This is a genomic window from Streptomyces sp. V4I23 (assembly GCF_030817975.1).
Lineage (GTDB): Bacteria > Actinomycetota > Actinomycetes > Streptomycetales > Streptomycetaceae > Streptomyces.
Genome location: NZ_JAUSZW010000004.1, coordinates 7,019,500 through 7,037,834, shown reverse-complemented (window position 1 = coordinate 7,037,834; position 18,335 = coordinate 7,019,500). Strand labels below are relative to the sequence as shown.

General features: G+C 69.5%; 13 protein-coding genes and 1 pseudogene. 5 read left to right on the top strand and 9 right to left on the bottom strand.

Annotated elements, in window-relative coordinates:
• Window positions 1-82: 82 nt before the first annotated feature.
• From QFZ82_RS34415 to QFZ82_RS34400, 4 genes and pseudogenes are all read right to left on the bottom strand, one after another.
• On the bottom strand, window positions 83-961 hold the full coding sequence (locus QFZ82_RS34415; protein ID WP_307716846.1) for a biotin-dependent carboxyltransferase family protein: 879 nt from the start codon (window positions 959-961) through the stop codon (window positions 83-85).
• Window positions 958-1,641 carry an allophanate hydrolase subunit 1 gene (locus tag QFZ82_RS34410; RefSeq protein WP_307716845.1) on the bottom strand — a complete coding sequence of 228 codons (684 nt, stop codon included), beginning with the start codon at window positions 1,639-1,641 and terminating at the stop codon, window positions 958-960. Before QFZ82_RS34410 ends, QFZ82_RS34415 begins: the two co-directional genes overlap by 4 nt.
• Window positions 1,638-2,390: a LamB/YcsF family protein gene (locus QFZ82_RS34405; RefSeq protein WP_307717928.1), complete on the bottom strand. Its 753-nt coding sequence runs from the start codon at window positions 2,388-2,390 to the stop codon at window positions 1,638-1,640. The genes QFZ82_RS34410 and QFZ82_RS34405 overlap by 4 nt, the downstream gene beginning before the upstream one ends.
• A 65-nt stretch (window positions 2,391-2,455) precedes the next feature.
• Window positions 2,456-3,249: pseudogene (locus tag QFZ82_RS34400) on the bottom strand (putative hydro-lyase).
• Between the two features lie 289 nt (window positions 3,250-3,538).
• Here QFZ82_RS34400 and QFZ82_RS34395 point away from each other — a divergent pair.
• Window positions 3,539-4,234, top strand: a complete 696-nt coding sequence (locus tag QFZ82_RS34395) for a GntR family transcriptional regulator (RefSeq protein ID WP_307716844.1) — start codon at window positions 3,539-3,541, stop codon at window positions 4,232-4,234.
• Window positions 4,235-4,296: 62 nt separating this feature from the next.
• Here QFZ82_RS34395 and QFZ82_RS34390 read toward each other — a convergent pair whose 3' ends face one another.
• The 4 genes from QFZ82_RS34390 to QFZ82_RS34375 form a co-directional block, all read right to left on the bottom strand.
• A complete protein-coding gene (locus QFZ82_RS34390) occupies window positions 4,297-5,571 on the bottom strand; it encodes an ABC transporter substrate-binding protein (RefSeq protein ID WP_307716843.1) in 1,275 nt (424 codons plus the stop codon).
• Window positions 5,571-7,787 (bottom strand): nitrate- and nitrite sensing domain-containing protein, encoded by a 2,217-nt coding sequence (locus QFZ82_RS34385; protein ID WP_307716842.1) that lies wholly within the window; start codon window positions 7,785-7,787, stop codon window positions 5,571-5,573. The genes QFZ82_RS34390 and QFZ82_RS34385 overlap by 1 nt, the downstream gene beginning before the upstream one ends.
• Window positions 7,788-7,976: 189 nt before the next feature.
• Entirely contained in the window at window positions 7,977-9,248 is a 1,272-nt protein-coding gene (locus tag QFZ82_RS34380) for an MFS transporter (protein ID WP_307716841.1), read from the bottom strand.
• A 182-nt stretch (window positions 9,249-9,430) separates the two neighbouring features.
• Complete coding sequence (locus QFZ82_RS34375) at window positions 9,431-9,973, bottom strand: ATP-binding protein (protein WP_307716840.1); 543 nt, start codon at window positions 9,971-9,973, stop codon at window positions 9,431-9,433.
• Between the two features lie 748 nt (window positions 9,974-10,721).
• On the opposite strand from QFZ82_RS34375, the gene QFZ82_RS34370 reads away from it, so the two are divergent.
• The 4 genes from QFZ82_RS34370 (at window position 10,722) to QFZ82_RS34355 (ending at window position 16,195) form a co-directional block, all read left to right on the top strand.
• Window positions 10,722-12,266 (top strand): acyl-CoA carboxylase subunit beta, encoded by a 1,545-nt coding sequence (locus tag QFZ82_RS34370; RefSeq protein WP_307716839.1) that lies wholly within the window; start codon window positions 10,722-10,724, stop codon window positions 12,264-12,266.
• 72 nt (window positions 12,267-12,338) lie between these two features.
• The gene (locus QFZ82_RS34365; RefSeq protein WP_307716838.1) at window positions 12,339-12,569 is read left to right on the top strand and encodes an acyl-CoA carboxylase subunit epsilon; all 231 of its coding nucleotides are present in this window, start codon (window positions 12,339-12,341) and stop codon (window positions 12,567-12,569) included.
• Window positions 12,570-12,708: 139 nt separating this feature from the next.
• Window positions 12,709-14,421, top strand: coding sequence for a hypothetical protein (locus QFZ82_RS34360; protein ID WP_307716837.1), 1,713 nt, complete (start codon window positions 12,709-12,711; stop codon window positions 14,419-14,421).
• Window positions 14,422-14,803: 382 nt separating this feature from the next.
• Window positions 14,804-16,195, top strand: a complete 1,392-nt coding sequence (locus tag QFZ82_RS34355; protein WP_307716836.1) for an MFS transporter — start codon at window positions 14,804-14,806, stop codon at window positions 16,193-16,195.
• Between the two features lie 170 nt (window positions 16,196-16,365).
• Here QFZ82_RS34355 and QFZ82_RS34350 read toward each other — a convergent pair whose 3' ends face one another.
• On the bottom strand, window positions 16,366-18,267 hold the full coding sequence (locus QFZ82_RS34350; protein ID WP_307716835.1) for a GAF domain-containing protein: 1,902 nt from the start codon (window positions 18,265-18,267) through the stop codon (window positions 16,366-16,368).
• Window positions 18,268-18,335: the final 68 nt, after the last annotated feature.

The following is an 18,335-nucleotide window of genomic DNA, read 5'->3' as shown; positions in this document are numbered from 1 at the left end:
GTCGGTCCGGTGGCGGGCCAGGAGTGCGGAGGCCTGGAGGGCCGGCCGGCGCGGAGTTCGTCCGCCCCACGCTTCGGCCGGCTCAGATCCGGCGGCGTCGGTGGATCGGACCGAACCTGACCGGCAGGCCCGGCACGGCCTGGGCTGCCGCCGCCAGTCGGTTCTCGGGTACGACACCGATGACGGGATAGCCGCCGGTGGTCGGGGAGTCGGCCAGGAAGACCACGGGTTTCCCCTCGGGTGGCACCTGAATCGCGCCGACGACCATGCCCTCGCTGGCCATTTCACGGTGCACGGCGCGCTCGAGAACGGGGCCGTCCGTCCGCAGCGCGATGCGGTTGCTCTTGGAGGAGACCCAGAATCGGGCGCTCGCGAGAGTGTCCACCGCGGCGCGCGTGAACCAGTCGTCCCGAGGACCGAGGAGTACCGGGAGCACCAATTCGGACGGGGGTGCCTGCCATGCCACGGTGTCGGATCGCATCGGCCGACCGCCGGGTACGCCCACGGCGACGGTGTCGCCGTCCCGGAGAGGGGCGGGGCCGAGGCCGGAGAGGAGATCGGTGGAGCGGCTACCGAGGGTGGACGGGACGGTGATACCTCCGCTGACGGCGACGTAGCTGCGCAGGCCGCTCGTGACCGTGCCCACCGACAGCACAGCGCCTGCGGGCAGGTACACCGGCTCGGCCCACGCCGCGGGTCTGTCGTTGACGCGTACCGGGGCGGGGGCACCGGTCACGGCCACGACCACAGCCTGCGTGACGCGCACGGCCACGCCGGTGAGTGTGGTTTCCAAGGTCGCAGCGTCGGCCGGATTGCCCACCAGCCGGTTCGCCAGACGGTGCGCCGGCTGGTCGAGGGCGCCGGACCGCGGTACGCCCAGACTGGCGTGGCCGAACCGGCCGAGGTCCTGAATCGTTGTGAGGGCGCCGGCCCGTACGACTTCCATCTTGCCGCCGCTCATGCGTTGTGCCTCCCGCCCTTCGTGTCGGCCTGCGCGGTTCTCTTGGACGCGCCCCGATCACGGGATACGGGCTGTGGGATGAAGCGGACACGCGTGCCCGGGGCCAGCAACGCGGCGGGGTCGCGTTCCATGTCCCACAGGCACACGTCAGTCGTGCCGATCAGCTGCCAGCCGCCGGGAGAGGCACGGGGGTAGATGCCGGTGTAGGGGCCTGCCAGTGCCACGGAGCCCGCGGGTACGGACGTGCGGGGCTCCGCTTTCCTGGGCACGTGGTAGGGCTCTTGGAGCCCGAGCATGTAGGCGAACCCGGGAACGAAGCCGCAGAAGGCCACGCGGTACTGGGTGCTGCTGTGGATGCCGGCCACATCGTGCTCGGTGACACCCCACAGCTCCGCCACGGCGGGAAGATCGGCACCGTCGTAGCGCACCGGAATCTCGACCAGCGGGCCGCTGTCGGCTGTGAGCGTCGGAACCGACCAGTGACGCAGTTCTGCGGCCATGACGTCGACGTCGCCGACTCCGTACAGCAGTACGGTCTTCTCGCCGGGCACGACCTCGCGCACCGGCGGGAGCGTGCCTGCGCTGCGGCGGTTCAGGATCTGAACATGCCAGGCTTGCGCCTCCTCCGGCGTGTCCAGGTCGACCAGGAGGGAATCGGCTCCCACAGGGTTCAGTCTCATGCGAAGGCCTCTACCCTGACACCCGCCGATTCCAGCGCCCGGCGCACGTGCTTGGCCAGCTCGACGGCCCCAGGGGTGTCTCCGTGCAGGCACAGCGAGCGCGCCCTGACGGGCACCGTTTCCCCGTCGAGGGAGTCGACGCAACCCTTCCGCGCCAGGTCCACGGCCCGCCGGGCGACTTGCTGGGCAGAGGTGAGCACCGCGCCCGGGGTGGCCCTGGGAACGAGCGTCCCTTCCGCCGTGTAGGCGCGGTCGACGAAAGCCTCCTCCACAGCCGGCAGGCGGACGAGCCGGGCTTCCGCATGCATGGCCGAGCCGGGCAGGCACAGGACGGGCAGCGTGGCATCCGCGAGCCGGACACCCGCAGCGACGGCGGCTGCCTGCTCGTGGTCGAACACCACACGGTTGTACAGCGCCCCGTGAGGCTTGACGTACGCGACGTCCGCTCCGGCTGCCCGGGCGAACACCTGGAGGGAGCCGATCTGGTACGTGATCTCGTCGGCGAGCTCCTGGGCGGGGACGTCCATGGCTCGGCGGCCGAAGCCGGCCAGGTCTCGGTAGGAGACCTGGGCTCCGATCCGCACGCCGCGTTCGGCTGCCGTGTCGCAGACGCGGTGCATGATGCTCGGGTCTCCGGCGTGGAAACCGCAGGCGACATTGGCACTGGTCACCACCGACAGCATCGCCTCGTCGTCGGTGAGCGTCCAGCGACCGAAGCCTTCTGCCAGATCGGCGTTGAGGTCGATCACGATGTCTGTCACAGCTGTTGTGTCTCCTTGAAGCAGTCCACTCGGCACGAGCAGCCACTGCGCGGTCATGCGAGGCGGTAGTCCGTGTCACGAGCGTCGGTGATAAGCATGTACCCGGGGGCGTGCGTGATCGCGAAGGGGGGTCGCGACACCATCAGCGCTGCCTGGGGCGTGACCCCACAGGCCCAGAACACCGGTACGTCGCCCGGCTCGGCCGCCACCGGATCTCCGAAATCGGGCTGGTCGAGGTCCTTGATGCCCAAAGCGGCGGGGTCGCCGACGTGCAGAGGGCTTCCGTGGACCGCCGGCATGAGAGCACTGACGCGTGTCGCGGTGTCGACCAGGCCGGCGGGAATCTGCCGCATGGACACGACCACGGATCCCTTGATCCGGCCGGCCGGCCGGCAGTCGAGGCTGGTCCGGTACATGGCGATGTTGCGGCCTTGATCCACATGGCGCAGGGGTACGCCTGCCTCGGCCAGTGCTGTCTCGAAGGAGAAGCTGCAGCCGATGAGGAACGTGACCAGGTCCTCGCGCCACACGTCGACGACGTCTTGGGCTCGTCGACCAGCTGTCCGTCCTGCCAGACGCGGTAGCGGGGGACATCGGTACGCAGGTCCGCGCCGGGGGCCAGCGGTGTCGACCAGGAGCCCGGGTCGGTGACGTCGAGGACAGGGCACGGCTTGGGGTTGCGCTGGCAGAACAGAAGAACGTCGTAGGCCCAGTCGGCCGGCACTGCGATGAGGTTCGCCTGCGTATAGGCGGCGCACCAGCCTGTGGTGGGCACGTCGGTGCCGTCGCGGAATCTCGCCCGCGCCGCCCGGGGAGTCAGGGCTACCGGGGCTGGAACATTTGTCATCGGTGATCCTCTCGTCACAGGTGTCGGCGACGACTCCCGTCCTGTGCAGGCCTGTAGGAATCAAGCTCTGGCCACTGGGGCGCAGCGGCCCTCGACAGCGCCGGCGTGCCCCTGATCCGGACCCAGATCTTGACCCGGCAGAGCAGCACCTCTGGCATCCATACTAGAGGATCGTTGAACGATCCGGTAGATGGTGTGTTGTTTCGTTCACCCATTTCCGGTTGACTGGAAACGAACAGGCTTGAAGAGGTCATCGGCCGCACCGCCGGCCGTCGGGGAAGGAAAAGGGATGACAACCGAGGTCGACCCGTCAGTTCTCGCCGGGGACCGGGCGCTCTTGGGGCGGTCCAGTACCGCGGACCGGGTGGCCGACATCCTGCGGTCTCGTATCACCGACGGGTATCTGCGACCGGGAAGCAAGCTGTCCGAGGACGCGATCGGCAGCGCATTGGGAGTCTCCCGCAACACACTGCGCGAGGCCTTCCGTCTGCTGACCCACGAGAGGCTGCTCGTCCACGAGCTCAACCGCGGCGTGTTCGTCCGCGACCTCACGGTGCAGGACGTGATCGACATCTACCGGGTCCGCAAGCTCATCGAATGCGCGGCAGTCCGCAATCTCGGGGCACCTCCCTATGACTTGAGCAGGGCTGAAGCCGCGGTCGCCGAAGGCGACAAGGCGGCGGCAGAAGGCTCCTGGCTCGAGCTCGGCACAGCGAACATCCACTTCCATCACGCTGTCGTGGCCCTCGCCAAGAGCAAGCGTCTGGACGAGCTGATGCGCGGTGTCCTGGCGGAACTGCGGTTGGTCTTCCATGCCATGGACAACCCGCGCGGCTTTCACGAGCCCTTCCTGGAGCGCAACCGGCAGATCCTTTCCGCCCTGCGCGAGGCGGACAGGGTCAGAGCCGAACTGCTCTTGGCCGATTACCTTGCCGACGCGGAAAAGCTGCTGGTTCAGAGGTACTCAGAGCTCCGGACCGCCTGACGGGCCGGGCATCAGACCGGCACCCCGGCTCCACCCGGCCGACGCCGGTGACGTGCGGCCGCTTACCAACCGTCACCCGTCATTGGCCACTCCAGCTGGGCCTGCGCGACGTCGTAGGGATAGACCAGGCGGTATCTGCCGGCGTGCACCTGTTCCACGATGCCGCGTGCGCCGATGTTCTGATGATTGTCGTCGAATTTCACACCGTCCCAGGGCATGATCGTGTCCCGTCCCGGTACGTCTGTGTTCACCAGTGCCGAGCGGATGTCGGCCGGCTCGCGGGATCCAGCACTGTTGATCGCTTGGGCGAGGGTCATGACGGCGGTGAACGCGCGGGCGGCGTCGTCGTTCATCGGAGCGCGATAGTGCTTCCAGTACAGGTCTGCGACGGCCTTGGCCGTGGGATTGCGTTCGGCCAGGTCTGCCGACCACGCGAACCGGCTGCACACTCCTTCCGCCCCGGCCCGGGCCTTGCGCAGAAAGGCAGGATCCGCATGGCCGCCGCCGAACGCGATGAGTGCCTTGGGGCGGTAGGCAAGGGAGCGGAAGGACTCCTGCAGCGCCAGGGCCTGCGCGGTGTACAGCAGTGTCAGGACGACGTCGGGCTCCTCCTCCGCAACCGCACGCGCAGGAGCGACGAGGCCCTCCGTCCCGCTCTCGACTGCCACGTCGGCGACGACGTGCCCGTCGACGTGGGACGCGAGGCGTTTGATCATGGCGGCTCCGTCGTTGCCGTACTGATCGTCCTGGTGGATGACGGCGATGCGCCGGACGGACGTACCCGTGCTCTGGCGTTCCTTGAGCAGAGAGAAGACCACCCGGCCGTAGTCGAGCTCCGAGGGGCCGGTGCGGAAGAACCAGTCCAGTCCCCGTTCGGTCAGCGAGGAGGCGGAGGAGCCTCCGTTGACGAAGGGGATCTTGAGTTTCTCGGACCGCGCGCTGGACGCTTCGGTGACGGCCGACTCGTATCCACCGACGATGGCAACCGCCTGCCCGTCGCTCGCCAACTGCTCGACTTCGGCGGCACCTCGCGTCGCGGAGCCGTGGGTGTCGGCCACCAGGAGTTTGATTCGGGCGTTGTGCAGGCGTGGCAGGCCCGCGCCCTTCGCCAGTGGCAGAGGGATCGGGTAACGGCCGTTGACGATCTCGACGGCCAGTTCGGCGCCCCGCCGGGTGTCGGTTCCCACTGTGGCCACGGGCCCCGACACAGGTGCGAGGAAGCCGATGTTCACCGTGCGGTGAGGCTGGACCGGCACGTCGGCACTTCCGGTGCAGGCCGTTGCGACGAGCAGCGCGGTGGACAGGAGCGCGGCGACGCCGGCAGCTGGTCTGGGCATCAGAGGCGACCTTCCGTGTCGGGTGGGGTGCTGCCGGATCGGGCGGGAGGCAACGGGCAGGGAGCGGGGGTGTCACCGCTGTGCAACCGTTGGGCGAACCGGCGCTGGGTCAGCCATTCCTGCGGCGAGGAGAAGGCCGGTGCGGCGTCGGTGCTGTGGGGGGCGCCGCGGGGGAAACCGTTGTCGTCGGCAGTACCCGGGTCGTCGGCAGTTCCCTGGCAGGAGAGCCGGGCGGGCTCGGAGCGGGAGACGGGCCGATCGGCTGTCGGGGGGCACTGCTCGTGGGTGACGGCGGGAGCACCGTGGTGGCGGGCGGTGAGCAGGCTCGCCGGGATGCGTACCAGTGCCGTGGTCCCCCGCTGGACGCCGGAAACCAGATGGACGTGGACGCCATGTTTGGCGGCGAGGCGGCCGACGACGATCAGTCCCATGCTCCGGCCTGCGCCCGGGTCCAGAGACGAAGCGGAAGCGAGCCGCTGATTCACCGCGGCCAGGTGCTCGGGCGTCATCCCGGTGCCGTGGTCCTGGATGGAGATGAGGAGGTCGCTCAGACGGTCCGGCGCCATCCCGCAGGTCACTGTGACGCGCGTGTCTGCGCCGGAGAAGTCCGTCGCGTTCTCCATCAGCTCGGCGAGCAGGTGCACCAGGTCGGTGACCGCATCCGCCGCTACGTCCGCGGTCACCAGGGGACGGTAGTCGATCCTGGTGTACTGCTCGACCTCGGCGCCGGCCGCCAGCATGATGTCGGCCAGGGGCATCGGCTGTTCCCAGATGCGGCCGGTGTCGGACCCTGCGAGCACCAGAAGGCTCTCGTCCGTGCGCAGCATCTGCGTGGCGAGGTGATCCAGGCGGAAGAGGCGGGCAAGGTGGTCGGGGTCGCGCTCGTGCTGCTCGAGGTCGCCGATCTCAGTGAGCAGCCTGCCCACCCGTTGCTGGTTGCGGCGTGAGAGGTGGATGAACATGCCGTTGATGTGCGCGCGCAGCGCTGCCTGGTCCCTGACCAGTGCGACGGCGGCGTTCTGCACCGCGTCGAAGGCCTCGGCGACTTCCCCGATCTCGTCGTCGGACGCCACGCCGGTGGGCGTGGACCGGTAACCGTCGAGATCGTCGACATGCGCCTGCCGCAGGCGGGTGAGCGCCTCGGGCAGGCGCTCGTTGGCAACCTCCAGTGCCGACATGCGGAGCCTTGCCAGCGGACGGGTCAGGGAACGCACTACGGCAGTGATCACGCAGCCCGTGGCTGCGAACACGGCCGCCAGTCCGACCGCGGACCACAGGGCCACACGCTCCCGGGAGGCGTGTGCCTCGCTGCTGACGGCCACGAGGTCGGCGAGGATCTCCGCTTCCACCTCCCGCATCAGGGTGATCTTGTGACTGGAGGCTCTGTGCCAGGCCGCGGGGTCCACGTCGATGCGCGCAGACTGCGCCTGTTCGGTGGCTCGTTCCTGGATGGCGTGTGCGGTGCTGACCGGTACGCCCTTCACGGTGTCGGCGTACAGACTCCGCTGCTCCGTGCTCGCCGTGGTCATGAATTCGTTGATGGATTCCTGCTGGCGGGCGACTGTGCCGGCGAAGTCCGGGAACTGCCCGACAAGGAAGGTGCGGGTGGTCAGCACGCTGTTGAGCGAGGCACGCACCCGACTGGTGTTCTCCGTGGCCCGGGAGAGGGCGTTGAGGGAGTGCACGTGAGAAGCGGCCGCGCTGCCGCCGTTTCGCGAGGCCAGGGCCGGTCCGATGTCCAGCAACCTGCGAATGGCCGTGGTGTAGTTGGCGAGGATGGAGCTCTGCGTGAGGTTGGCCCGGTCCACGGACGTGCGCAGTGCCGGCAGGCTGCCCAGTTCCCTGGCGATGTCCTGGAGGACTGTGTCGAGTTGCGGATCATCGGTGGTGTCGATGCCGGCCGCTGCCGAGCGGTAGGCGGCCACCGCTGTGTCGACCTCGGCGCGTTGTTCCCGTGGGTCGGTATCTGCAGCCTCGCGCCGGCCCCGGATGAAGGATGCCGTGACGTCGCGTTCGTCCTGCAGAGCCCGGACCAGGTCGAGGGCCGGCTGCTGGAGCCGGGCCATCTCGGAGAAGCGTCTGTGGTCGTTCGCGTCGCCGATGGTGTGCGAAATACTCACGACGGCCATGGCAGCCGCCAGCAGGCCGGGGAACAGCACGACCGCGGTCAGCTTGTGCCGGACGCGCCAGTTCTCGGGGCGGTACAAGCGGCGCACGGCCTTGACCTCCGGCTCATACCGGCGCCGAAGCCTTCCTTTGAGGGAATGGCTCGCTCTGGTGTGCAACGGCTGGAACCTCTCGTGAGTGCCGGCCCGGCGGTCCGGACCAGGCACATCAGTGGTGGCCGGCAGTGCCGCCGACCACCACTGATGTGCAGAATCATCTGCCTGAAGGCCGGCGGTGCGTCAGGACAGTTCCTTGCCGCGTGTTTCCGGCAGCCAAAGGAGCGCGACGAGGGCGAGTCCGTAGCCGATGGCGCCGTAGATCAGTGCACCGCCGACACCCGCCGACGAAAAGCCCACGGCGGTGGGGAAGATCGCCCCGACGGCCCGTCCGACGTTGTAGGTGAAGCTCTGGCCGGTGCCGCGGACCGCGCTCGGGTAGAGCTCGGCCAGGTAGGAGCCGAAGCCGGAGAAGATGGCGGAGGCGCTGAAGCCGAGGGGGAAACCGAGTACGAGCAGGAGAGTGTTCGACCCCTCGGGGATGTTCACGTAGGTCATCAGCAGGCCCGCGCTGAGGAATGCGAAGAGGGCGAACGATGCCTTGCGTCCCAGCCGGTCGACGAGGTGACCTGCGGTGACATAGCCACAGAAGGCGCCGGTGATCAGCACGCTCAGGTAGCCGCCGGTACCGACGACGGTGAGGCCACGCTCCGCCTTGAGGTAGGCGGGCAGCCATGTGGCGAACGTGTAGTAGCCGCCCATCACGCCGGTGGCCAGCAAGGTCGCGAAGAACGTCCTGCGGGTCAGGTCACCCTGGAAGATGGAGGACAGGGGGACGCGCGCGTTCTTTTCCGCGAGCCGCTCGGTCACCTCGGGCGCATCCTCCACATTGCGCCGCACGTACACCAGCAGTACCGCCGGCAGCGCTCCGGTCCAGAACAGCACCCGCCAGGCGAGATCCGGGTCGACGTTGTTCATGACGGCGGTGCCGACAACGACGGCCAGCGCCCAGCCCACCGCCCACGAACTCTGGACCCAGGCGAGAACACGGCCGCGGTAGCGGGCCTTGGCGTATTCGGCGACCAGGATTGCTCCGGCCGCCCACTCCCCGCCGAAGCCGATTCCCTGGAGCGTCCGGAAGCCGAGCAGCATCGGGTAGTTGGTGGCGAAGCCGCACAGCACGGTGAACAGCGCGTAGGTGGCCACCGTGACCATCAGCGTCTTCACCCGGCCAATACGGTCGATCAGCATGCCCGCGATCACGCCACCGACTGCGGATGCAAGCAGCGTGACAGTGGTCAGGAGGCCGGTCTGAGCCGTCGTCAGGCCGAAGTAGGCGGTGATGGCCACCATCGCCATCGGCAGCACAAGGAAGTCGTAGGAGTCGAGGGCATAGCCGCCGAAAGCCCCCTTGAACGCCTTGCGGCCTTGCGGGGACATCGACCGGTACCAGGCGAACCGGCCGGTCGGCTCAGCCTCCACAGTCGTCGGGGGGGTGGTGGGGATGGATGTCACGATGGCCTCACGGAGGGAGGGAAGGAACGGGCCGAGACCTCTGGAGAACTGCCGGTGAAGCGGTGCTTCCGGCCTCGCGATCGGGAGATCACGCACATCGGGCTCGGCTCGACGATGGGAACAAGGTAGGGATCGTTGAACGATCCTTCAAGAGGGTGGGAGGTTACTTCTACAACTCAGGTTCATTTCAGGCCGTACTCGTACGGCAGCTCTTCAGCGCGGACCATCCCCGGGTCGACTTCTCCAGCAGGCAGCACCGCCCAGACCACATGGCCGTGAGGCAGGCGCCACACTCCCCAGTCCGAGGAGACGGCCTCCACCAGGCACAGCCCCCGGCCACTACAGAGGAGTTCGTCCCCGTCGGCGTCGGAATCGACCACCTCCCGCCGAGCGGGAACGCTGCCCGACCCCCCACCCCCACAGTCGCCGACTTCGAGGCGGATCACGTCGCCGCAGTCGGTGGAGATGCGGCGCATCGTGTGCCAGACCGGCTCCACCTTCGAGCCATGCCTGAAGGCGTTGGTGACCAGCTCGGAGATGATCAGTTCGGCATTGTCGACGAGATGCCGCAGGCCCCAGGCCTCCAGCTGGGCGCCGACCTGCCGACGAGCGGTCTGGGCGGAACTGGCCGCCGGGCGCAGAACCCAGGTCACACTCGCCTGGAGCTCCGCCTGGCCGAGGGTCGGACCGGCCGGCTCCACCTGGGCGGAAACGAAGGGAGGCATTGCGTACCCCAAGAGGGATGTGTGTGCGGCACCGACGTTGCCGGGACTGACCGCAGGCGGTCCGCCTCGAGAGGGCTCGGAGCGGAATGAATGGCGACTGGCGCCTCTGGCGTCGGTGAGACCGCGGTCACGCACTCGCGAGTCCCGACTTTCGCCTACCTTTTCCGGGGATCGTTCTACAATCCTTTTTCTGGATTAGCAGGCAATTCACCGATTGTCAAGGGCTTCGCCCTGAGGTTGCAGCCGCTCCCAGGCACCCCCTCCAGGCGTCAGACACTGCCGCCCGCTTCGCGAGCGAGGCACCCCGGAGTGGGGGGCGACGGCAGTGAACTGAGCAACGCCCCCGTTGGCCAGCCGCCCTCACAGGCACGTGCGGACCGCAGTGGAGTCCGTGCCGCCGAAGACGAACGCGGATCACTGGCGCCACCTACGAGGAAAGGATTGAGGAATCGTTCAACAATCACTACACTCGCGTAATCAGCGACGCCTCGACCATGCCGCCTCCTGCGTCCTGCCGCGCCACACACTCAAGGCGTGCCATGACCCCTTCTGACCCCGCATACCGCCGGCAGTGCCTACGAAGCAGCTTCGGCGCCGGCCCTCGTCCGGTACGGCCTCACCGCCGACGGGCCGCGGCCACCCCACCGCCCAAGGGAGTCCTGCAGCGTCGGATCCCTGCCTACCCGTCTCGCTGTGCCCTGGAAGAACCCACCTGTCACCCACCCGCTCGCCAAAAAAGGAGGCGCCCATGGCCGCCGAGAACAAGGACCACCGTGGCGCTGCGGTGCGCAAGAAACCCGTTGATCACTGGAGCGTCGAGGGCGCGGACCAAGGGGCAAGGACGACCGCCCGGGAACGCGTGGAGCAGCTGGTCGATGAATCCTCCTTCCTGGAGTTGGAGGAGGCGGCCGCGCGACCGGGAGACGGCCGCCCGCGCGGCAGTGGGGTGGTTGCCGGGTACGGCACGGTCGACGGTCGGAGGGTGGCCGTCTATGCGGTCGACTGCACGGTTCCCGGTGACGCTCTGGACGAGGCGCCGGCCCGGAAGATCGTCAAGGTGATCGACTTCGCGCTCAAGACCGGCTGTCCAGTCGTTGCCATCCATGATGCCGGGCTGGCCGGCTGGGGGGACCGGACGAGCGCCCTCGGCGTCTACGGCGGAATCTTCCGCCGCCATGTGCACTGCTCGGGCGTGCTGCCCCAGATCTCGCTCGTCTTCGGCGCATGCGTCGGCAGCGCGGTGTTTTCACCCGCGTTGACCGACTTCACGGTGATGACCGAGGGAACCTCGTGCATGTTCACCGCTGCGCCAGACTCCATCGCCGTGGCCACCGGTGAGGATGTCGGCCTTCAAGAGCTGGGCGGCGCACGCACCCATGCCGCCGCCTCCGGCGTCGCGCACTACATGGCGGGCGATGAGGAAGACGCCCTCGAGTATGTCAGGGCTCTGCTGTCGTATCTCCCGTCGAACAACTGTGACGAGCCGCCGGTGCATCCCTGCGAGGTGACCCGGGACCACTGCACCGAGGACCTGGAGCTGGACACGGTCGTTCCCCGATCCGCCAATCAGCCCTACGACATGCGGCAGATCCTCGAGTCCGTGCTCGACGACGGGGAGTTCCTCGAGACGCAGCCACTGTTCGCCCCGAACATCATGACCGGCTTCGGCCGGGTGGAGGGCAGCCCGGTCGGCGTGGTCGCCAACCAACCACTGCACTTCGGCGGATGCTTGGACATCGACGCCTCCGAGAAGGCAGCCAGATTCGTTCGGACCTGCGACGCCTTCAACGTGCCGATATTGACGTTCGTCGACGTTCCAGGTTTCCTCACCACAGTCGCTGAGGAACACAACGGCATCATCCGACGCGGGGCAAAGCTGATATACGCCTACGGTGAGGCCACGGTCCCCCTCGTCACCGTCATCACCCGCAAGGCGTACGGCGGCGCGTACGACGTGATGGGCACCAAGCACCTGGGCGCCGATCTCTGCGTGGCCTGGACCACCGCACAGATCGCTGCGGCCGGCCCCCACACCGCCATGGCTCCCCTCTTTCCGCACGAGCCGGCCACAGCTGACCACAGCGGAGTTGCCGTGGCGGAGGAACGGCGGGCCAAGTTGATGGCCGAGTACGCCCAGACACTGCTCAACCCCTCGACCAGTGCCGAACGCGGCGACATCGATGCGGTGATCAGGCCGTCCAGGACACGTCAGTACATCGTCCGCGGCCTGCGAGCGCTGCGCACGAAGCGGGAGGCTCTTCCTGCGAAGAAGCACGGCAACATCCCCCTGTAGGACAGGTGTTGGGCCTGCCAGGCGGCCGCCGCACCATGACACACGTCTTCCGGCATCAGGAGTAGGCATCCCATGGATTCCATCGAAGTGCTGTACGGGCGGCCCACCCCCGAGGAGCTGGCCGCGGTCGTCGCGGTGCTCAGAATCCGTGCCGCGCACGCCGCGGCCGCCACCGGCCCGGCAACGCTCCGCACAGGGCGTTCGGCCTGGGCAGACCGCGCAGCGGCCATCGGGGTGCGCCCGCCGGCCCTCGACCGCCTGACCGGCCTCCCCCGCACCGCCTACGGCTGGCCGGCCGGGTGATGTGTGCCCTTGGTACGAAGCTCCTCGGCAAAGGGCGCTCGGCCACGACGAAGCCGGCGACAGGTCCGGTCGCGTCAGGGACGAGCCGGACCACAAACCGACGCTGCCGAGCGCCGCACAAACGTGAGAGGAACTCGAGGTGGGAAGGGCCAGCAGGAGCCGCAAGGAAGTCAGGAACACGTCGCGGGCGGGCACTCGCGCGAGGACGCCGTCACAGGACGAGCGGCTGGAGCAGGTCCTCAGCTCCGTTCGTGGTCGGCAACTGTCGTCGGCCGCCGGGCTGTTCATGGGTTATGCCGAGGTCGTCACCCGGCTGCAGGCCGGAACGGCCCCGCCTTGGCACTCGAAGTGCGATCCGCTTGACCTTCTGTTCCTGGGCATGTGCAGGGGCAAGTCCCCGAAGGGCGAGGCGTCCTTCGCCAACGCGCGGGACGCCTGGTTGGACGTACTGCGCGAGAACCGGCAGTGGCCCGCCGTCGCGGAGCTGCTGGAGCGCATGCTCGCGCTCAGCAACCGGCTGGATGTGCCCATCGACACCCCGCGGTTGTTCCTGGAACTGTCCGCGGACCTCTCTACCGCTGAGCGGTGCATGGAAGCGCTCCCCTTGGGCCTCCATCCTGCCGAGGCACTCGCCGAGCACCGATCCGTTGCCGGCATCAACCTCCGTGAGCGGCTGCCCGAACCCACCCGGGAATCCCACCGCGCGGCCGATGCCGTGCGGGCGCTCGCGGCCATCGAGACCGAGCTGCCCCACGACCTCACTCCGGCCGACGCCCTCCGCATCGGCCTGCGGACTCTCACCGCGGCCGACGTCACCCCAGCCGACCACGAACTCGTACTGCTGGCCCTCTGCTTGGGGTACACCGGATACGCCGGGGGCGCGGCCGACGTCACCGCAGCGCTTGCTCGCGAGCGCGCACAGGACTGGGTGGCCGGCCTTCCCGAACGAGCTCCGGTCACCGCGGTCGCCGACCTCGCCTGCCGGGCAACGGCCCGACGCCTGGGCAGTGCGGAGACGCTCGCGCGGCTGATGACACTGCCCCAGGTGCACGTCCCGGCCGAGCCCGCCCACGTCTCCTGGCGATCAGAGGTCGGCATCGCCGCCGTACGCGAGGCGCTTGCCCTGCGGCCGGGAACATGCGTCCGGACCAGCGAACACGAACACATCGCGCTCGGAGAGCAGGCCGCGGCCTTGGTGAAGTTCCAGCGGAAGCTGCGGGAAGCACAGCTGAAGCGGCCGCTGCAGGTCAACGATCCGCTGTTCGACCCGTCCATTCTCGACCTGCCCGAGCCGCCGTGGCTGGCCCTGCTCGAGGAAGCCGGTCTGTCGGTCACCTCACTGCATGCCTCGCGGACCACCGGACTGATACCACCGGGCCCGGCCGGATTCGCCAGGGTCGCCCACCAGCGTGCGTGGAGGGCGGCCATCGACGACTTCCTCCATGCTCACCCGGAGCACGAGAAGGACTACGACCCGAAGCGCGACGCCGATGTCGCCGCGGCGCTGGCCTTCACGCTGGGCATGAGGATAGCCGCCATCGACCCCTCGGTGGGCGCAGGCACCATCGCCGAGATCCGCAGGGACCCCGACGGCCCGGCCGCGACAATGACGCTCCGGACCGCGGTCACGACGGCCGGTCCTCTCCTCGACGCGAGCCTGGTGGCCGCGGCGAAGGAACACGCCCGCGCCTTCGACGGCCATGGCCTGGCGCGCGACATCGAGCCGGCTGCCACCCTTCTGTCTGGCCACCGCGAGGGCTTCACCGACTCCAACGCGACACGGCAGGGCCGCAGACTCGCCCCCGCATTGTTCTGCCTCACCGTCGCGGCCGCCGCGCGGACTCCGCGCTGACCCGCAAAGCAAGCAGTCACCAGGTCGACTGGTCCCGAACGACCCGTGGTCCATGACCTGCTCAAGGATCGGATCGATCTCCTCGGGCGACCTCGGGGCCCGATCGGCAATACATGCCGGACTTCTACGCTGCGCAGTCAGCACCGAACCAGCACGGGAGTCAGCACGGCACCTCCACATCATGCCCGAACAGTGCAACTCGGACAGCCCCCTTCGCGGCCTCGTCGAGGCCGTCACGGAGCCCCGACACCGCCCTCATGGTGGCCGCGCGCACCCCAGCGCCCAGAACTATGGTGTCCCACCACATGTGCCCGTGACCTGCGTGTTTCTACGGTGTGGCGACACGGAATCGTCCCCGCCCAACCGTCCGGAAGTGGTGTTCATGGCCGCCGCACAAACCGCTCCACCAGCGCCGAACTCGCTCAAGCGCATCGTCGCCGCGAGCCTCATCGGCACCACCATCGAGTGGTACGACTTCTTCCTGTACGGCTCGGCCGCCGCGCTGGTGTTCAACAAGCTCTTCTTCCCCGAGTCCGACCCGCTCGTCGGCACCCTGCTGTCCTTCCTCACCTACGCGGTCGGCTTCGCCGCCCGGCCGCTCGGGGCGCTCGTCTTCGGGCACTACGGTGACCGGCTCGGACGCAAGAAGCTGCTGGTGCTCAGCCTGCTGATGATGGGCGGGGCCACGTTCGCGATCGGGCTGCTGCCCACGCACGCGACCATCGGGACCGCGGCGCCCGTGCTGCTCACCGTCCTCCGCCTCGTGCAGGGCTTCGCCCTCGGCGGCGAATGGGGCGGGGCCGTCCTGCTCGTGTCCGAGCACGGGGACGCCGACCGGCGAGGTTTCTGGGCGTCGTGGCCGCAGACCGGCGCGCCTGCCGGGCAGCTGCTCGCGACGGGCGTGCTCTCCGCGCTCACCGCACTGCTCTCGGACGCCGCGTTCACCTCGTGGGGATGGCGGATCCCGTTCCTGCTCTCCGGTGTCCTCGTGATCGTCGGCCTGTGGATTCGTCTCTCTGTCGATGAATCGCCTGTCTTCAAGGCCGCCCTGGCCCAGGCCGAGCAGCGCAAGGCAGCCGCCGGTCAGGTCGAGAAGATGCCGCTCGTCGCCGTGCTGCGCCACCACTGGCGCGATGTGCTGGTCGCCATGGGCGCGCGCATGGCGGAGAACATCAGCTACTACGTGATCACCGCGTTCATCCTCGTGTACGCGACGACCGCGGTGGAGATGAGCAAGCAGACCGCCCTCAACGCCGTACTCATCGCCTCGGCCGTCCACTTCGCGACGATCCCGCTCTGGGGTGCGCTCTCGGACCGGATCGGCCGCCGGCCTGTCTACCTCATCGGCGCCATCGGCGTCGGCGCGTGGATGTTCCCCTTCTTCGCGCTGATCGACCGGGGCAGCTTCGGTTCGCTGCTGCTGGCCGTGACCGTCGGTCTGGTGCTGCACGGCGCGATGTACGCGCCCCAGGCGGCGTTCTTCTCCGAGATGTTCGCGACGCGCATGCGCTACTCCGGGGCGTCCATCGGCGCGCAGTTCTCCTCCGTCGCCGCCGGAGCCCCCGCGCCGCTCATCGCGACCGCCCTGCTCGCCGACTACCACTCGTCGACGCCGATCGCCCTGTACGTCATCGCCGCCGCCCTGCTCACCGTGGTGGCCATCGCATGCGCCAAGGAGACCAGGCACCGGAACCTCAACGACGTGGAGCCCGGCTCCGACGGCGCCGCGGACTCCGTGTCCTCCCCTTCGGCGGATGCCGCCCGTACCGCCTGAGCAGCGCCCCCACCGCACATGAAGCCGCGCGGGACCACATCGGTCCCGCGCGGCTTCATGTGCGGCGCAGGCTCCAGGCAGACGGGCTTCGTGTGCGGGGCACGCAAGGAGGGACTTCATGGGCAGGGCGCGCTCCGGCAGCCGCAAGAGCGGCGGGCGAGCCGCCGGCTTCATTCCCGGGGCGCCACCGCCGAGGACATCCCGTACAGCCGCAGGGCCAGCTGGATCTCCAGGGCGCGGGCGGGCGTCTGCCAGTCGGGTCCCAGGAGCCGGCCGATGCGCTCGAGCCGCTGGGCGACGGTGTTCACATGGACGTGGAGGTCGTCCTTCGTACGGGCCGGGCTCATGCCGCTGGCGAAGTACGCGTCAAGGGTGCCGACCAGGTCCGTGCCGCGGCGTCTGTCGTACGCGACGACCTCGCCGATCGTGCGGTGCACGAAGCCGTCGATGTCGCCGGGGTCGGCCAGCAGCAGCCCCAGGAAGCCCAGGTCCTCGGCGGCCGCGCCCTGTCCGGAGCGGCCGAGCAGGCGCAGCGCGTCCAGGCAGCGCCGCGCCTGGTCGTAGGCACCGGATATCGGAGCGGGGTCGCCGGCCGGGGAGGCCACCGGGGACGAGGCCCCGACAGTCACCGACTCGCGCAGCGTGCCCGCCAGTTGGCGGGCGGTCTGGCGGGCGAGGGAGGCCGGGGTGTCGTCGGGGCCGAGCGGGAGGAGCAGGACCGTGCCGCCGTCCCGGGCCGCGGCGAGGCCGGAACGGGTCGCGGCCAGGTGCGAGGCGGCCGACCACAGCCGCTGCCGGTCCGCACTCTCCCGCGCGGCCGACTCGGGGCCGGCCGCGGAGCCGGTGTCCGGGTGGCCGTCGATCCGCGCGGCCAGCACGACGTGGGGCAGGTCCAGGTCGGCGCGGAGCCGTGCCGCACGCTCCCGCAGCAGGCGGGGGTCGCGGTCCGGCGCGTCCAGCAGGTCGTCCAGCAGCTCGCCCCGTACCCGCTGTTCGGCGTCGTGCGCCGATCGCCGGGCGAGCAGGAGCAGCGAGGTGACCATGGCGGCCCGCTCCAGGGTGCGCTGGTCGACGGGGGCGAGGTCGGGGTGGCCGCGCAGCACGAGGGCGCCGAACACCTCGCCGCCCGCGGAGACTTCGGCGACCCAGTCGTCGCCGCGGCGGCCCGCGCGGCCGTCCGCCGCGGTGAGCTGTGGGCCGTGCTCGGTGAACTCGACCGTGCCGTCCAGGACTTCGGAGAGCGCGGCGGCCACGTCGTCGACACCGCCGCCGCGCAGGACCAGTTCGGTGAGCCGGTCGTGCACCTCCGACGCGCGCTCGATGACGCCGCTGTGCTCCTGGATGATCGCGTGCGCCCGCTCCAGCTCGGACAGGGCGGACCGTGTCTCGGCGAGCAGGTTCGCCGTGTCGATGGCCACGGCGGCGTGTGCGGCGAACGAGGCGAGCAGCGCGACCTGTTCCCGTTCGAAGACGCGGGCGCGGCGGTCCGCGGCGAACAGCACGCCGATGACCTGGCTCCCGAGCGTCAGCGGCACACCGAGGATGGCGACCAGCCCCTCGTCTCTGACCGCCGCGTCGATCGGCCCGGTGTGCTCGAACCGGGCGTCGTCGAAGTAGCTGTCGGTCACATAGGGGCGGGCCGTCTGCGCGACGAGGCCGCCGAGGCCCTCCCCCATGCCGAGCCGGACCTGCTGGAAACGCGCCGAGACCGACCCTTCGGTGACCCGCATGTAGGTGTCGCCGGCGACGGGGTCGTTGAGGCTGAGGTAGGCGACCTCGGTGCCCAGGAGGGAACGGGCGCGCTGCACGATCGCGCGCAGCACGGCGTCGAGGTCGCGCAGACCGGCCAGGTCGTGCGCCGTCTCGAAGAGCGCGGACAGCTCCGCCTCGCGCCGCCTGCGGCCCTCCAGCTCGGCACGGACCCGCAGCGCGAGCTGCTTGGCGTGCTCGACAGCGGCGAGCGACTCGGCGTCGGCGCCGTGTGCCCGCGCGAGGAGCACGGGCCTGTCGTAGGCCTCGGCTGCGGCGCCGCGGGCGAGGAGCTCCAGGTAGGCGGCTTGATCCAGGGACATGGACACAGGATTACCCGGCGCGGGCGGGGTCGCGCCAGCCCTGTGGACAACCGGGCGGCCGCCCTCGG

Excerpts from the sequence above, each read along its gene's own strand:
- QFZ82_RS34415 (WP_307716846.1), bottom strand. The coding sequence starts at position 961 with ATGAGCGGCGGCAAGATGGAAGTCGTACGGGCCGGCGCCCTCACAACG.
- QFZ82_RS34410 (WP_307716845.1), bottom strand. The coding sequence starts at position 1,641 with ATGAGACTGAACCCTGTGGGAGCCGATTCCCTCCTGGTCGACCTGGAC.
- QFZ82_RS34395 (WP_307716844.1), top strand. The coding sequence starts at position 3,539 with ATGACAACCGAGGTCGACCCGTCAGTTCTCGCCGGGGACCGGGCGCTC.
- QFZ82_RS34390 (WP_307716843.1), bottom strand. The coding sequence starts at position 5,571 with ATGCCCAGACCAGCTGCCGGCGTCGCCGCGCTCCTGTCCACCGCGCTG.
- QFZ82_RS34375 (WP_307716840.1), bottom strand. The coding sequence starts at position 9,973 with ATGCCTCCCTTCGTTTCCGCCCAGGTGGAGCCGGCCGGTCCGACCCTC.
- QFZ82_RS34370 (WP_307716839.1), top strand. The coding sequence starts at position 10,722 with ATGGCCGCCGAGAACAAGGACCACCGTGGCGCTGCGGTGCGCAAGAAA.
- QFZ82_RS34365 (WP_307716838.1), top strand. The coding sequence starts at position 12,339 with ATGGATTCCATCGAAGTGCTGTACGGGCGGCCCACCCCCGAGGAGCTG.
- QFZ82_RS34355 (WP_307716836.1), top strand. The coding sequence starts at position 14,804 with ATGGCCGCCGCACAAACCGCTCCACCAGCGCCGAACTCGCTCAAGCGC.
- QFZ82_RS34350 (WP_307716835.1), bottom strand. The coding sequence starts at position 18,267 with ATGTCCCTGGATCAAGCCGCCTACCTGGAGCTCCTCGCCCGCGGCGCC.